The following is a 16,178-nucleotide window of genomic DNA, read 5'->3' on the forward strand; positions in this document are numbered from 1 at the left end:
CAGGCGCGCTCCGCGCGCTCGGGAGCTCGCCCCCTCCGCCCCCCCGAGAACACCATGCTTAAACGGCTGGAGCTCGACGGCATCGGGCCGGCCGACAAGCTCACCTTCGGGCCGCTCGCCCCCCGGCTGAACCTCATCACCGGCGATAACGGCCTCGGCAAGTCGTTCCTCCTCGATCTCGCCTGGTGGGCGCTCACGCGGACCTGGCCGCAGTACCCGGCCGTCCCCAGGCGGCCCGACGCGTCCATCGGGTTCGCCTTCGACGGCCTCAAGGGGCTCACCGAGGACGTGTCCCCCTGGATCCCGAAGGCCCAGGACTGGAAGCGCAAGCGAGGGCGGCCGTCGAACCCCGGCCTCGTCCTCTACGCGCGCTCGGACGGGGCGTTCTCGGTCTGGGATCCGGCGAAGAACTACCGTCTCTACCGCGGCGCGGACGGCAGCGAGCGGGAGATGCTCCCCGCCTACCACTTCACGCCGGGTCAGGTCTTCGACGAGCTCCGCGCCGGCGACAACCAGGTGGTCTGCCGGGGATTGCTCGACGACTGGACGCGGTGGCAGCAGTCCCACGATCCCCGCTTCGCGATGCTCTCCCGGATGCTCGAGGCGCTGTCCGAGGATCCGGAGCGGCCCATGGAGGCCGGCAAGCCCACACGGCCCTTCCTGGAGGACGTCCGCGACGTCCCCACCATCAAGATGCCTTATGGCGACGAGGTCCCGGTGATCTTCGCCGCGGCCGGGATGCAGCGCATGCTCAAGCTGGCGTACCTGCTCACCTGGGCGTTCTCGGAGCACGAGGAGGCGGCGCGGCGGCAGGCCCTCCCGCTCTCGGAGCAGGTCATCCTGCTCATCGACGAGCCCGAGACCCACCTCCACCCCAGGTGGCAACGCGCGGTGCTCCCGGGGCTGCTCAAGACGATCGGCGCGTGGGGCGCGCATGCGCCGCGCGTCCAGGTGATCGCCGCCACGCACGCTCCGCTGGTGCTCGCGTCGGTGGAGCCGCTGTTCGATCCCGAGAGCGACGCGCTCTGGAAGCTCGATCTCGTGGACGGCGCCGTGCAGATCGCGCAGGACGCGTGGCACAAGCGGGGGGACGTCAACCGCTGGCTGATGTCCGACGTGTTCGATCTCGACGCCGCCACGTCCACCGAGGCCGAGGCCGTGCTCCGCCAGGCGCGAGCGTTGCTCCGGGACTCGAGCCCCGATGCGGCCGAGGTCAGGCAGGTCAACGAGGCCCTCCTCCGCACGCTCCCCGAGATGGATCCCTTCCTGGTGCGCTGGCGGTACTACGTCCAGCAGCACGCCGGCGGGAAGTCTGCGTGATCCGCGTCCAGCCAGCCGCCGAGCCCCCCGACTTCGACGCGAAGGTCCGGCAGAGGGGGAAAGCGGCGCTCCAGGAGCTGATCGGCTCGGCCGAAGCGCCCAGACGACGCGGCCGCCCACGGGCGAAGCTCGCCGAGAAGGTCGAGGATATCCCCTCCGAAGCGCTCCCCCCGCTCTGGACAGAGGCGCTGCCAGCGCTGCGGGCGGCGTACCGCGATATCTGCGCCTACCTCGGCATGTACATCGACCCGGCGACCGGGCTCGCGACGGTCGACCACTTCAAACCGAAGTCGAAGCCGAGCCACAGGGCGCTCGCCTACGAATGGAGCAACTTCCGGCTCGCCTCGCACCAGATCAACACGAACAAGGGAGATCACGAGGACGTCCTCGATCCCTTCGAGATCCAGGACGGCTGGTTCGTCATCGATCTGGGCACGTTCAAGGTCGAGCCCGGGGAGGGGCTCGATGACGACCTGCGCGCGGCGGTGATCGCGACGCGGGACCGGCTGGGGCTGAACTCTCCGACGTTCTGCGCGAGCCGGGAGCGTTACCACGACCTCTACCTCGGGCTGCAGACGGCTCCCGACGACCCGGACGAGCCGCTCCCGCTCGCCTGGATCCGCCGTCATTGCCCGTTCATGGCGCACGAGCTCGAGCGCCAGGGTCGCCTCCGCCCATCCGATCGGGAGTCCACGCGTTGACCTCGGGAGCAGCGCCCGCAGGGCCCAACCAGCCGTCCTCGGATGCTCTAGCATCCACCACGGCGGCGGCAGCGTCGCCCCGGGACGGCGCGTGACGGGACGGCGCCCAGGCGAGGGTGAGAGCGAAGAGCGGTGCTCCGGCGCGTTCACGGACCAGCTGCCGGGATGAGGCGCGCGACCCGGGCGCGGCCGGCTCACTCGAACGGATCCCCGTCCTCGTCCATGGCGACGGCGAAGGGCCCCTCGCTCGGCCCCGCCGGCATCACCCACCGGCCGGCCACGGCGTCGGGCGCGACGCCCGCGAGCTCCGCGATACGCTCCTGCCAGTGCTCGGACGCCTCGGTGGCGCAGCGAATCACCGTGGACGCCGTCTTCCCCACCGCCGGCTCGGCCTCCAGCGCCACGGCGACCTCCGCCGCGAGCGCCGCGTCCGCCTCGACGATCGCGGCGTCCGGATCGAACCGGCGGATCAGATCCGCGACACGCGCGGCATACGAGGAGCCGAGCACGTACGTCCCCACCTGCGCGCGCTGCGCTTCCACGAGCCGGCCCAGCGCGTCCTTGCCCGCCTCGCCCAGCGCAGCCAGATCGAGCGGCACCGGCCGCATGCGGGCCGGGAGCCCCGCCTCGGCGAGCGCCTCGGCGACGGCGCGCTCGTCCACGATCTCCCCTCCGAGCACGGCGACGTCGCCGAAGCGGTGCCGGCGGACCACCTCCCTCGCGGCCAGCGACGCGCCCTCGTGGAGCGCGACCCCCGCGCGCGCGCACCCGATCCGCACGGCCGGGAGCGCCGCGCGGGCCGCCGCCGCGCTGGCCAGGAGCACCGCGGAGATGCCGTACCCCCGCACCAGGTCGAGGCAGAGGAGCACGAGGCGGGCCGCCGACACCCGCGACAGCGTGCCGTAGGGGGCGTGGCGCGTGTCGGAGAGGTGGATGATGCGGTAGCCCTGCACGAGCGACGCGATCTGCGACGGGAGACGCGCGGCGGCGCCGCGCTCGTCAAGGACGACGAGGGTCCTCTGGCTGGATGAGCTCATGACGGACGGGGGCAAGAGGTAGCAGGTGGAGCTGACCGTTCGGAAGGCGGCCGATCGAGTAGGTGACGCGACGACCGCACGCCCCGGGCGACGGCGCCGGGGCGCGGCACACCAGCGTCCGCCGCTCAAGGGACGGGCGGACGACAGAGCGGGTGCTCCCAGTCGTCGACGATCCGCTCGTGCTCGCCCCCGCGGGAGGGCAAGACCTCGACGTGCCCGTTCAGGTAGAGCTTGACGACCGCCGTCCCAGCACACGGGACCTCGAGACGACCCTTCTCGACCTGACCGCGCCTGTCGGTCAGGTGCCGGTACTGCGGCTCCGTCCATTGGTTGTGCTTGGTGATCACCCGGCCCCGCAGCGCCGCGATCTCGACCGGATTGCGCTCCATCCGGCCGTCGGTCCCGGGGACCTCAAGGGGACCGTGGCACCGCGCCGTCACCTGCGTGCAGAGCAGGCGACAAGGGCCTCCTCCGGTGATCGGTTTCACCCAGGGTTCCCTCGGGTGACCATGGGCGTTGTTGGTGCCCACCGAGATCAGCGCCGTCGCGGCCCCCACATCGTTGTAAAGGCGGTCCACGGTCCAGCCCGCGGGGATGCCGCCGTCGTCCAGAGCACCGCCGTGGTGCGGGATGCGGAAGGCCTCTGCTTTCAGCTCCTCCGGGGCAAGCTCGCTCCAGGACAGCAGCGGGGCATCCCCACCGATCAGCATGGCGCTCGGACCAGCCTGGACGCGCAGGATCGAGGAGTAACGGTTTGCCTCCTCCCACTCCCCCTCGCGCTCTCGCCGGATCACCTGTCCATGCCGCGGAGCGAGCAGGGTGACGGACCAGCCTTGGCCGCTCGCCAGGGCCCTTCGATCCCTCGTGTTCGGAAGGAGCTCCCAGCGGCGGCGGCGCGTCTCCTGGTGACGGCTCTGCTCTTCCGCGTAATCGAGCAGCGCCTTCGCTCGCTTCGCGTCCTCGTGATCGACACCGACATCGCGATCCGTGGACAGGTAGACGCCCTCGATGGGCCTCGTCCAGCCCCGGAGGAACTGGAGCGCACCCGCGATGTGATCCTGGTCGAGGTGACTCAGCACGAACGCCGCGATCGCCGGCGTGTTCCAGCCGTCCAGGACCTTGCGCAGCACGTGATCGTCGGCACAGTCGAAGATCACGACACGGTTGTCCGGCAGCAGGACGACCGTGCAATCGCCCTGCCCCACGTCGAGCATGTAGACGGCGAGCCGATCGTTCAAGCGGCGTCCCCGGACATGCGGGCGAGCAGCTCGATCAGCGAGCCGACGTCGCGGCCGCTGCCCGCCGGCTCGAGCCTCGTCGCCGGGCCGGACGGCGCGCCGTCGCGGTGGACGGGCACCCGCGCGAGGTAGAGCCCCTCGGCGCTCTCGGGCAGCAGCGCCTCGGGGAGCTCGATCCGGGGCAGGTGCCGCATCGTCGGGACGAGCTCCCTGCCCGCGACGCGCCCCACGATCCAGCGCTCCGCCGCGTGATCGAGGCCGATATCGCTGTTCAGCACGTCCACGATCGAGAGCAGGCGCCCCTTGAGACGCACGTCCTTGGCGCCGAGGTTCGAGGAAGGGGTCGAGACGAGCCGGCGCGTCTCGTGGGCGATGTGGCATGCCAGCTCCTCGATCGCGGCGCGGGGCTGCGCCGCGTGGCCCTCCTTCGCGAGCTCGCGCAAGCGCGCCGCCCAGGTCCCTCCCGCCTTCCGCACGTCGACCGCCGCCGGGGCGTGGAACACGAGGCGCCCCTCGGTGTCGCCTTGCCCCGCGCGAAACGGCAGCTCGCGGACAGGGAGCCCGCCCTCCCAGCGGCGCAGCAGCGCCCTGCAGCCGTCGGCGACCTCGGGGAACAGGTCCACCGGCTCGTCGAGGACGGGCTCGATCAGCTCGAGCGACAGCAGCGGCAGCTCGGCCTGCAAGGCCGTCGCGGCGGGGCGGACCCGGAGCAGCTCGTCGCGGCGCGGGTGCGGATCCACGCGCGCGGACGCCTCGTTCACCGCCTGCATCGCCTCGATCGGGCGGCCGAGGCGCACCAGGGTCTCGATGAGGCGCTGGTGCCAGAGCGCGTTCTCGGGCCACTCCGCGACCGCCTGCCGGTACTCCGCGAGGCACGTCGCGCCGTCGAGCATCCCCGCGAGGGCGCCGTCCCGGCTCCGGTAGTGGCGCACGTAGGAGAGGAGCCGGCGCCCGAACCGGTCGCCCGTGCTCCAGGGGCCCGACTGCATCATGCGCAGGAGCCCGTCGTACTGGCGCCAGGCCTCCGCGTGCCGCTCGTCCAGGCTGGTGCGGCGGGCGAGCTCGACAAGCCCGTGCACGTGGAGCGCGGCGGTGTGCTCGGCGCGGCTCATGTCTCCCAGCTCGACGAAGAGGGCGTGCGCCCGCAGCACCCGGGACGCCTGCTCGGGCGCGAGGCTGCGCACGTCGTTGACCGGCGCGAGGAGCGCGTGGGCCACCGCGGGCAGCAGCTCCTCCCGCTCCTTCGCGGTCAGGGCGCGGACCGCGCCGGCGTCGGCCAGCGCCGGGAGGAGGGAGAGCACGCCGGACCGCTCCTCGACGAGCTTGAGCCCGCAGAGCCGATCCAGCGTGGAGCGCTCCTCCGCGAGCAGCCCCGGCTCGGCCGCGGCGGCGCCCGCGCGCCCGTCGAGCAGGGGCTCGATCGCGTCGCGCGGGACCTCGCCGAGCGCGCCCACGAGGGAGAGCACCCGCTGCCAGGACGGCGGCGCGCTCGACTGGAACGCTTCCCCGAGGCCCCGGAGCAGCCCGAGGACCGTCGCCTCGTCCTCCTTCGCCTGCTCCACGAGGTCGTTGAACGCGCAGGCCGGCAGCAGCGGAATCAGCGCGCGCGCGAGCGTCAGGACCGCCGGGTTGCCCTTCGCGAGCCTTCCCAGGGTGGGCCAGTTGCGATAGCCGCTCTCGGCCTCCTCGAGCCGGATGGGCCAGTCGCCGGGGGCGGCATGCGCCCGGGTCGACTCGACCCCCTGGGGGTGCCTCCTCCCGACGAGGAACGTCGGAGAGCGCTCGAGGCGGCCTCGCAGCCACTCGAGCAGCACCTGCTTCTCGTCCTGCCAGAGGCTCGCCGCCGGATCGTCCAGGCTCGGCGCCCCGGGGAGCAGGGCGTCGGCGCCATCCACGACGAACGGGTGCCCGTTCACGGCCCGATCGGCGATGTGGAGGCTGGCCTCGATTCCCTCGCTCCGGAACGCCTCGAGGAGCGGCCTGCCGTCGGGGCCGAGCTGCCGCGCCAGATCCGAGGCGAAGCGCTGGCTGAGCAGCGGGCCCGAGGCCACGTCGACCCGGATGCCCTCGCGCACCCCGGCGCGCACGGCGTGCGACTTCCCCGTACCCAGGGGCCCGAAGATCCAGCCCCCGCGCTTCTGGCCGAGGCGTTCTCCGACCCACCGGGTCGTGGGGACCGGCACGTCGCGCGTTTCGAACCTGAAAATCAACGGGACCTCGCCCCGGAAAGTACCCGCGAACGCGGGGGCCTTCAACGTCGTCAGGGCCCGCGCTCCGGACCCCGGGCGGCGGCGTCGGGGCGCGGGCTTTCCGGTGGACATAACTCGGGGGAATCCCCTAGTACTTCCTATTCTGCGGATCCTGGCTCCATTCCGTGGGTTCGCGGGGGGCTCGAACCGGGCTCGACCGCGTACGCACCGGGGGACGAGCGGGAGCGCGGGTCGGCGGTGGCGCGCCGCGCGATCGCGCCGGGGGACGACGAGGAGGACGCCGATGGCGACGACGGAAGGGACGAAGCGCACCGAGCCGGTGCAGGTCCGCGATCACCTCGTGGAGGTCCTCGGGCGCGACCTCGTGGGGGCCGAGCCGCACGAGGTGCTCTCGGTGGCGCCGTCCCGCTGGTACCTGACGGGGTTCCTGGTGCCGCGGGAGGCGCCCATCGAGGTGCGCGAGGATCCGGAGCCGGACGAGGAGCTCGCGAGCGTGGACGGCGAGGACGGGGACGACGCGGCGCCCCCGGAGGTGGCTTCGGCGCGCAAGGCGTTCTTCCCGTCGTCGATCGGCCTGAGCGTTCTCATCCCGGCGGCGACCCGCGCCCTGTCGGTGCGGGCCACGTGGGGCGAGTACGTGCGCGAGGACGGGTCGGTCCGCCCCACGCCGCAGGGCGAAGGCGCGGAGCCGCAGGCGGCCGCTCGCCCGCCGGAGCGCTGGCGGCGGTCGCCCCGGGAGGTCGCGCAGACGCTCGCGATCCCGGCGACCGGGAAGGTGGCGTACCCGCTCGCCGACGGCGTCAACCTGGTCGTTTCCGTACGGCGCGTGCCGGAGGGCACCGGCGTCGAGAAGGGGGCCCGCGCCGTCTCCGCGTTCCTGGTGAACGACAAAGAGCTCTCCGAGCGCGCGCCCAAGGACCAGGCGTTCCTCTTCCAGGCGAAGCTCGAGCTCGACACGGAGGAGCAGTTCCTCCCGCGTCCGAACGTCCGAGGGCAGGACGGGGACGATCCCGACGAGCAGATCGCGGAGCTCCAGTACCGCAATGTCTACGAGCACGCGGTGGGGCACGGGGTCGCGGCCGAGGCCGAGGTCGTCGAGGGGCAGGCGTGCAGGCGCGTGTGGACCACCTGGCTGCCGACCGCGGAGGTCGAGAAGGTCGTGCCCGGCGACGTCCCGGGGGTCCAGCTCGGGATGGAGGCGCTCGCCGACGCCGGGTCGGCGGCCGACGTGCGGGCGATGCTCGAGGAGCTCCCGGCCAGGTACGCGGCGTGGCTCGCGGACCAGGCGAGGACGCCGGTCGGCGAGCACCAGCGCGAGGTGCTGGCCGGGCTGCTCGACGCGGCCGAGACGGTGCGGCGCCGGATGATCGACGGCCTGGCAGCGCTGGACGACGACGACGTCTTCCTGGCCTTCCGCCTCGCGAACCGGGCGATGGCGCGCGCCGCGCGGGCACGCGACACCGAGAAGAAGAACGGTCCCCCGACGTGGCGGCCGTTTCAGCTCGCATTCTTGCTGATCAACCTCCGCGCGATGCACGAGCCGGCGCACCACGACCGCACCGTCATCGACCTGCTCTTCTTCCCGACCGGCGGCGGCAAGACCGAGGCCTACCTCGGGCTCGCGGCGTTCACCCTGGTCCTGCGCCGGCTGCGGAGCGGCGGACTCGGGCTCCCGGGGGCCGGCGTCAGCGTGGTGATGCGCTACACGCTGCGGCTGCTGACGCTCGACCAGCTCGGACGCGCCGCGGCGCTGGTGTGCGCCCTCGAGCTCGAGCGGCAGGAGCGCGCCAAGCAGGGAGACACGCGGCTCGGCGCGTGGCCGTTCGAGATCGGACTCTGGGTCGGCAAGGGCGCGACCCCGAACCGGATGGGCTCCGAGAAGGATTACGATCCGACGACGGCGCGGATGAAGGTCAATGCGTACCAGCAGGCCTCGGACAGGAACCCTTCGCCGATCCCGATCGAGAAGTGCCCGTGGTGCGACCGGAAGTTCGTCCCGAGCTCGTTCCGGCTGACGCCGACCCCGGCCCGCCCGCAGAACCTCGAGGTCTACTGCGCGAACCGCGACTGCGCGTTCTCGGGCGAGCGCGCGCTCCCGATGCTGACCGTCGATGAGCCCATCTACCGGCGACTGCCGTGCTTCCTCATCGCGACCGTCGACAAGTTCGCGCAGCTGCCGTGGGTCGGCCGGACGGGCGCGCTGTTCGGCAGGGTCGACCGGCACGACAAGGCCGGGTTCTATGGCCCCTGCGATCCCGGGATCGGGCGCCCGATCGAGGGGGGTCAGCTCGCGCCGCCGGACCTCGTGATCCAGGACGAGCTCCACCTCATCTCGGGCCCGCTCGGCACCATGGTCGGGCTCTACGAGACGGCGATCGACGTGCTCTGCGAGCGCCCGGCGGCCGGCAAGGCGTTCGGCCCGAAGATCGTCGCCTCGACGGCGACCGTGCGGCGCGCGGAGGCGCAGATCAAGGCCCTGTTCGGCCGCTCCGCGGTCACGATCTTCCCGCCCCCCGGCCCGGATCGCCGCGACTCGTTCTTCGCGCGCACGGTGGCCGTGACCGAGCGGCACGCGCGGAAGTATGTGGGGGTCGCCGCCCCCGGCCGGAGCGTGAAGGTGGCCCTGCTGCGCGTCTACCTCGCGCTCCTCGCGGCCGGGAAGAGGGCGTACGACGAGTCCGGGCTCGCCGCCGACCCGTACACGACGCTCGTCGGATACTTCAACAGCCTGCGCGAGCTCGGCGGGAGCCGCCGGATCGTGGAGGACGAGGTCACCTCCCGCGTCCGCGGCTACGATACGCGCCGGCGCGTCGGAGAGGAGGCCGGCGACTTCGCGGCGCGCTCGCTCGGCGAGCCGGTCGAGCTGACCAGCCGCGAGCCGACGCACCGCGTCGCGAACGCGAAGGATCGCCTCGCGTGCACGATGGATAAGCCCGAGCACGTCGATGTCGCGCTCGCGACGAACATGATCTCGGTCGGCCTCGACATCCAGCGATTGGGCCTGATGGTCGTGTTCGGACAGCCCAAGACGACTGCCGAGTACATCCAGGCGACGAGCCGCGTCGGCCGCGACGACCGGAGGCCGGGGCTCGTCATCACGCTGCTCAACTGCCACAAGCCGCGGGACCGATCCCACTTCGAGCGCTTCAATGCTTACCACGCGTCGTTCTATCGCGCGGTCGAGGCGACGAGCGTCACGCCGTTCTCGCCGCGCGCGATCGACCGCGGGATCGCGGCCGTCACCGTGGCGCTCGCGCGCCTGAGCATCTCGGAGCTGACACCGCCGCGCGGGGCCGAGGAGATCGGCAAGGGCGCGCTGCGCGACCACGTGAACCGCATCCCGCGGCGCCTGGGCGCGCGTGCGGAGCAGGCGCACGTCGACGCGAACGAGGCCCCCGAGATCGCGCGCAGGGTGGAAAAGCGGACGAGCGATCTCCTCGACTCGTGGCAGCGCACCGTCGAGAAGAACCACGCCGTCAGCGCCGGTCTCCAGTACCAGCGCGAGGAGCCCGCCCACCCGAGCCTGCTGCGCGATCCGCTCGAGCCCGAGCCCGACGATCGCGATCTGCGCAAGTTCAAGGCGCAGCGCTCGCTGCGCGACGTCGAGCCTAGCGTGGATGTGTACCTGAGAAAGCCCGGCGGACGCCGGCAGGAGGACGGCTGATGGCAGCGCGCAAGCCGCGTTCGAGCGGCTCCCCGAAGGCGAGGATCCGCCCCGAGGGCCAGGTCCGTCGGAGCCAGGTGCTGACGACCTTCGGTCCCGGCGCGCTCGTCGATTTCCCGAAGCACGCCGCCATCATGGGCGGGCTCGAGTCGTGGGGAGATCCGGACAAGGAGGGTTTCCAGCAGGTCTTCGAGGAGCGGCTCGAGGCCGCCCTCCGGGCTCGCGAGCAGAACCCCCGCTTGCGGCTCTTCGCGCCGCCCTCGAGCCCGGACGCGCTCGACGCGCCGGCGCGCGGCATCACGGCCTTCGAGTTTCCGGAGTGGTTCATCGAGCAGCCGCCAGAGGGCCGGGCCGGCGAGGGCGGCTTCCGATCGCGCCGCCTGCTCCATCGGAGGGCGATCGAGCGCGGCAGCTACGGCAAGGTCGTCCCGATCCGGTTCGTCCGGGCATGCCCGAACGGTCACATCGGCGACATCGATTGGCGTGGCTTTGCCCACGGAGGCCGCACCGACTGCACGCGCGAGCTCTTCCTGGACGAGCGCGGGACGAGCGGCGATCTCGCCGACATCATGGTGCGCTGCGCCTGCAAGGCGAGCCGCTCGCTCGTCGACGCGACGCTGAAGGGCGATCAGTCGCCCCTGGGGCCTTGCTGGGGGGAGACCCCGTGGCTCGCCGACGCGGCGCCGGGGGACGGGGAAAAGCCCGCTTGCGTCGATGAGCAGGGGAAGCCGGTCCGGAACAAGCTCCTCGTCCGCTCGGCGACCAACGCGTATTTCCCGCAGAACGTGAGCGCGATCTCGATCCCGACCGATGCGAGCAAGCAGGCGCTCCGCGAGGCGATCGAGGCGGCGTGGGGAGATCTGGAGTCGGCCGAGGGCGAGGAGGACGTCGCGCGCGAGCTGAAGAAGCCCAGGTACAAGCACCTGCGCGACCGCTTCAGCGCGCCCGAGCTGTGGGCCGAGGTGCAGCGCAAGCGGTCGGGGACGGGCGAAGAGCGGCGCGGGATCAAGGCGGCCGAGCTCGATACGTTCCTCACGATTCCGGAGTCGGCCGGCGAGGACACGCCTGATAAACAAGATTTCTTCGCCCATGCGTCGTCGCTCGCTCCCGCGCGGCGCGGCGCCATGGCGCTCGTCTCGCGGGTGGTCCTCGTGCACCGGATGCGCGAGGTGAGCGTCCAGCTCGGGTTCACGCGCTTCGAGGCGCCGGCGCGCGACGTCGACTACGAGCTGTCGCTCGGCGTGCGCACCGCGCCGCTGGCGCGCGAGGTGACCTGGCTGCCCGCCGTGGAGAACCGAGGAGAGGGCATCTTCCTGGCGCTCGACCCCGGCGCGGTCGCCAGGTGGCGCGACAGGCGGCCTCAGGTCGAGGCGCGGGAGCAGCAGCTCATCGCGGGGTTCGACGCCTGGAAGAAGCGTCGCCAGGCCAAGAACGCACGGTTTCCAGGCGTGACCTACGTGATGCTGCACTCGCTGTCACACCTCTTGCTCACGGCCGTCTCGCTCGAGTGCGGCTATGCGGCCAGCTCGATCCGCGAGCGCATCTATCTCGACGGGGACCGCTGCGGCATCTTGCTGTTCACCGGCACGCCCGACGCCGAGGGGACCCTGGGCGGCCTCGTGCAGGTGGGCAAGAAGCTCGCTCACCACCTCGACGCGGCGCTCGACCTCGGCAAGCTCTGCTCGAACGATCCCGTGTGCGCGCAGCATCACCCGGACGACGCGCACGAGGAGCGGTTCCTCCACGGCGCCGCGTGCCACGGCTGCCTGCTCATCTCGGAGCCATCGTGCGAGTGGTCGAACGAGCTGCTCGATCGATCGCTGGTCGTGGACACGGTGGAGGACTCCGGCGCTGCCTTCTTCACGGAGGCGTGATGGATCCGCTCGAGGTCCCCAGCGAGACGCTGCTCCAGCTCGCCGACGCGCTCGAGGCGGGCCATGTGCGCGGTCCGCTCACGAAATTCGGGCTGCGCGCCTTCACGACGTCCGCGGGCGCTGTGCGGGCACTGGAGGCGCTGCGGCAGACGGCGGGGAGCGAGGCCGCGCTCGCCGCCATGTGCCGCCTCGTGGTCGCGGAGCGGGCCGCCACGATGGCACGCGCGCCCAAGGTGGAGCTGGTGTGGACCGGGCCGGAGCGCGTCGGCGCGTCGTCGCGCGACACCAAGGTGGTGGTGGCCGAGCTCTTCGCCCGGGCGCGGAGGTCGGTGCTCGTCGCGAGTTACAGCCTCGGAGGAGGAGCGACGCTGTTTGCGCCGCTCGCCGCGAGGATGGCGGAAATCCCGGCGTTGCGCGTCCGGATGTTCTTCGACCTCACGGTCGGCGACGATGGCGTCTCGGGGCCGCGAACGCGCGAGGCGTACGAAGCGCGCTTCGTCCAGCGTTTCCGCAAGTGGCACTGGCGGGGCGCGCGCGTCCCCGAGGTCTTCCATGACCCGCGTACCATCGATGACGAGAGAATCAGCTTCCACGCCAAATGCATTGTCATCGACGAGGAGATCGCCTTCGTCACGTCGGCCAACGCCTCGATGGTCGCCCAGCAGGAGAACATCGAGGCTGGCGTGCTCATCGAGGACCGGCTCTTCGCCCTGACGCTCGGGAAACAGTTCGATGATCTCGTGTCGGCAGGGCTGCTCGTTCCCGTTCAGGGGTTGGCGGCGTCGCGATGAATGCCGAATAGAACTTTGCTTTGATGAAGCCCTTCATGTTCCGCCTCGGCACCGTCCGCGCCAAGCTCACCGTCCTCGTCGCGCTCTCTTCGCTCGCGACCCTCGCGGCCCTCCCCGTGCTGTCCTGGGTGATGCACCGGCAGCTCCTCGCGCAGATCAGCGAGCGCGTCCCGCAGGCAATCCGCAACTTCCGCCTGGAGCTCCGGCAGCAGCAGCGCTCCATCTCGACGACCGCGCGCCAGGCCTCTCGTACGCGCGAGCTGGTCGACGGGCTCCGGCTGCGGAACGAGGCGGCCGTCGATACGGCGCTCGAGACCGTCATCGCCGCTCACCCCAACGTCGCCATCGCCGCCTTCGACGAGCTCGGCGACCTCGTCGCATCGAGAGGGCTCGACGCGCCGCCGCCGAGCACGGACGAGGTCCCCGGGCTCGCCGAGGGCCTCTCGAACCTCGACGAGATGGAGGACCTCCGGGACGTGCTCGTCCACGGGTGCGACGGACAGCAAGGCTCGCCGCCCGCGTACATGGTCGCCCAGCGCGCGAGGGGCGACGCCGGATCGCTGCTCGTCTGCATCCCCATCGACCACACCTACTTCGACGAAGCGGCGACGAGGCTCGGCGTGGAGATCGCGCTCGTCGATCCGTCGGGCAAGCGGATCACGGGCACGGCGCGCTTCCCGACCGAGCTGCTCCACGGCGCCTCCATCGGCGACGAGACCCACCCCACGATCGTCGACGACGCGAGCTCGCTCTGGGCCCTCTCCCGCTTCGCGCCCCGCTCCTTGCGGGGCAAAGCCGGCGATTTCTCGATCGTCATGGCGCTCGACGTGAGCGACGTCCGGAAGATCGTGCGCCAGAACCTGCTGCTCGCGGCCGGCGTGCTCACCCTCGCGGCGCTCGTCTCGCTGATCCTCGGCGCGCGCCTCGCGACCACGATGTCGCGCGCGCTCTCCCGCGTGAACGTCGCCCTCAAGCAGCTCGAACAACAGCAGTACGTCCACGTGGAGGGGGTGAAGACCGGCGACGAGCTGGAGGACCTCGCGGCCGGCTTCAACTCGATGGTCGACGGCCTCAAGGAGCGCGACAAGCTCCGCAGCACCTTCGGCAAGTACATGACCGAGTCCGTGCTCGAGCACCTGCTCGCCGGCAAGGTGCAGCTCGGCGGCGAGACGCTCACCGTCTCGATCCTCTTCTCCGATATCCGGAGCTTCACGACCATCAGCGAGCGGATGAACGCCCATGAGCTCGTGGGGCTCCTGAACGAGTATTTCACCGAGATGGTGGCCATCATCCTCGACGAGGGCGGGGTCGTCGACAAGTACATCGGCGACGCGATCATGGCGGTGTTCGGCGCGCCCGTCCCCAGGCCGGACGACGCCGTGCGCGCCGTGCGCGCAGCCATCCGCATGCGCGCCGCGCTCGTGCGCTTCAACGAGCGCCTCGCCGAACGGGGCATCCCGGCGCTGAAGACCGGCGTCGGGATCCACACCGGCGAGGTCGTCGCGGGCAACATCGGCAGCGAAGCGCGGATGGAGTACACCGTCATCGGCGACGCCGTGAACCTCGCCTCGCGCCTGGAGAGCGCGACCAAGGAGCTCGGCGTGAGCGTGCTCCTCAGCGAGGACACGCACCGCCTCGTGAGCGATCGCTTCAACACACGCCCCGTCAGCGAGATCACGGTCAAAGGCCGCGTGCAGCCGGTGATGACCTACGCCGTGACGGATCTTTGACGGCAGCGCTGGGGCGTCAGAGGCGGATCAGCTCGACGCTATCCATATGGATGAAGTTGGCCGGGTTGCCGGAGGTGGCCTTCGTGTGGAAGCCGAACTCCAGGTAACCGCCGGTGACATGGATGACCGGCGTCTCGATCTGCGTCCAGGCCCCATAAGTCCCGATCGTCGTGTAGGTGGGCGAGCACGAGCCGCACGTCTTGGCCTGGAGCCGGCTGAAATCGTAGCTGCCGCCCTTCTTCACCCAGGCCCGGACCTTGTAGTCGCCCGCCGCGAGCCCCGAGCGCGTCTGGTACGTCCACACCTCGAACGGAGAGCCGTTGGTCCAGTGGGTGAGGTGGTAAGAGCCGGTTTGCGCGCCGTTGTACGTCTCGCTGAAGCCCGCTGCCCCGGTGCCGTTCGGGCTCCAGTTGGTCCAGCCGGTCATCCCGGACTCGAAGCTCGGGTTGGTGAGCGAGATGCCGCTCGAGCCTCCCGTCGAGCCGCCGCCCTGCTGGTACCAGCGCACCCACTCGACCTCCATGGTCTTCGAGGTGCCCGACGGCAGATCGATGCTCGCGGGGCTCGGGTTGCCGTACCAGTTGCCCCCGATGGCGAGGTTCAAGAGGATGTAGTGGTTCTGCTGGAGCTCCGTCTCGTTGTGGTAGTACGTGTTGTTGGCCACGATGCTGCCGTCGAGCCGGAAGATCATGCTGCTCGACGACCACTCGACCTCGTAGACGTGGAAGGAGTCGGCGAGGCTCGCGCCGCGGTTCGCCCCGGTCCCCCAGTCCGCCTGTCCATTGTTCCACCAGTGGACCGCGGACTGCATCCAGCTAGGCTCGGTGGACCTCCATTCGAGGATGTCGATCTCGCCCGAGCGAGGCCACGCGTTGGCGCCAGAGTCGATGTTGGCCCCCAGCGTCCAGAACGCCGGCCACATCCCGTAGCCGGAGGGCACCTTGATGCTCGCGGAGATCTTGCCGTACCGCCGCTCGACCTTGCCCTTCGTGTGGATGCGACCGGAATAGAAGGAGCGCCCGCCGTACCCGGTACACTGGGGCGCGGCCGGGTTGTCGCTCGTGCGCTGCGCGGAGAGGATCAGCTTGCCATCGCGGACGGCGACGTTCGCGGCGCGCGGGTACTCGAGCTCTCCGGTGCCAAAGTTGCAGTTGTTGGTGACCGGATCGTAGTTGCTCGTGAGCACGTTCCAGTTCGCCGTGTTCAGGCTCGAGCCGTCGAACTCGTCCGACCACACGAGGTTCCACCCCGCGCCGGGGCTGTAGGACACCTCGGCGAGCTCCTGGCTCGTCGTGTCCTCCGCGCCCGCGGGCTCGTCGGCCGCCGTGATGCACCCGCCGAGAGCGCCGAGGCAAGCCCAGGTCAGCAGCGCTGCGCAACCGTCTCTCCGATCCATGCGTCCTCCTCTGGTTTCGACGGCGACCTGCGTGGTCCGCTCGTATCGCCGCAACTTGCAGCGTCCGTGCCCGTCCGTGAGGATCAAGAAATTCAATCGCGATCAGAACCGAGGTCGGCTCGGGGCGTGAACGAGGCCCCGCGCGCGCGCTCGGGTGATCCGGGAGATCACCCCCCGGGTGATCTGGGAGATCACCGAGGGGCGCGGTCGAGGTCCG

The 16,178-nt window shown here is 71.2% G+C and carries 10 protein-coding genes; 6 read left to right on the forward strand and 4 right to left on the reverse strand.

Features of this window, described 5'->3' with window-relative positions; all coding sequences use genetic code 11:
- Positions 1-54: 54 nt before the first annotated feature.
- Complete coding sequence (locus tag WME83_RS40845; protein ID WP_437315120.1) at positions 55-1,320, forward strand: AAA family ATPase; 1,266 nt, start codon at positions 55-57, stop codon at positions 1,318-1,320.
- Positions 1,317-2,021, forward strand: coding sequence for a hypothetical protein (locus WME83_RS40850; protein WP_437315121.1), 705 nt, complete (start codon positions 1,317-1,319; stop codon positions 2,019-2,021). The genes WME83_RS40845 and WME83_RS40850 overlap by 4 nt, the downstream gene beginning before the upstream one ends.
- Positions 2,022-2,215: 194 nt before the next feature.
- On the opposite strand, the gene WME83_RS40855 is transcribed toward WME83_RS40850, so the two are convergent.
- From WME83_RS40855 to WME83_RS40865, 3 genes are all read right to left on the reverse strand, one after another.
- Positions 2,216-3,058 (reverse strand): hypothetical protein, encoded by an 843-nt coding sequence (locus tag WME83_RS40855; protein WP_437315122.1) that lies wholly within the window; start codon positions 3,056-3,058, stop codon positions 2,216-2,218.
- A 125-nt stretch (positions 3,059-3,183) separates the two neighbouring features.
- Positions 3,184-4,296 (reverse strand): ComEC/Rec2 family competence protein, encoded by a 1,113-nt coding sequence (locus WME83_RS40860; RefSeq protein ID WP_437315123.1) that lies wholly within the window; start codon positions 4,294-4,296, stop codon positions 3,184-3,186.
- Positions 4,293-6,479 carry a hypothetical protein gene (locus WME83_RS40865; protein WP_437315124.1) on the reverse strand — a complete coding sequence of 729 codons (2,187 nt, stop codon included), beginning with the start codon at positions 6,477-6,479 and terminating at the stop codon, positions 4,293-4,295. The genes WME83_RS40860 and WME83_RS40865 overlap by 4 nt, the downstream gene beginning before the upstream one ends.
- A 310-nt stretch (positions 6,480-6,789) precedes the next feature.
- On the opposite strand from WME83_RS40865, the gene drmA reads away from it, so the two are divergent.
- From drmA to WME83_RS40885, 4 genes are read left to right on the forward strand one after another with little or no spacing between them, the layout of a single operon-like run.
- On the forward strand, positions 6,790-10,170 hold the full coding sequence (gene drmA, locus WME83_RS40870) for a DISARM system helicase DrmA (RefSeq protein ID WP_437315125.1): 3,381 nt from the start codon (positions 6,790-6,792) through the stop codon (positions 10,168-10,170).
- Positions 10,170-12,044 carry a DrmB family protein gene (gene drmB, locus WME83_RS40875; protein WP_437315126.1) on the forward strand — a complete coding sequence of 625 codons (1,875 nt, stop codon included), beginning with the start codon at positions 10,170-10,172 and terminating at the stop codon, positions 12,042-12,044. Before drmA ends, drmB begins: the two co-directional genes overlap by 1 nt.
- Positions 12,044-12,835 (forward strand): DISARM system phospholipase D-like protein DrmC, encoded by a 792-nt coding sequence (gene drmC, locus WME83_RS40880; RefSeq protein ID WP_437315127.1) that lies wholly within the window; start codon positions 12,044-12,046, stop codon positions 12,833-12,835. The genes drmB and drmC overlap by 1 nt, the downstream gene beginning before the upstream one ends.
- Before the next feature lie 23 nt (positions 12,836-12,858).
- Positions 12,859-14,565 (forward strand): adenylate/guanylate cyclase domain-containing protein, encoded by a 1,707-nt coding sequence (locus WME83_RS40885; protein ID WP_437315128.1) that lies wholly within the window; start codon positions 12,859-12,861, stop codon positions 14,563-14,565.
- A gap of 16 nt (positions 14,566-14,581) precedes the next feature.
- Here WME83_RS40885 and WME83_RS40890 read toward each other — a convergent pair whose 3' ends face one another.
- Positions 14,582-15,961, reverse strand: a complete 1,380-nt coding sequence (locus tag WME83_RS40890; RefSeq protein WP_437315129.1) for a glycoside hydrolase family 16 protein — start codon at positions 15,959-15,961, stop codon at positions 14,582-14,584.
- Between the last annotated feature and the right edge of the window lie 217 nt (positions 15,962-16,178).

Source organism: Sorangium sp. So ce385 (assembly GCF_051474135.1).
Lineage (GTDB): Bacteria > Myxococcota_A > Polyangia > Polyangiales > Polyangiaceae > Sorangium > Sorangium cellulosum_D.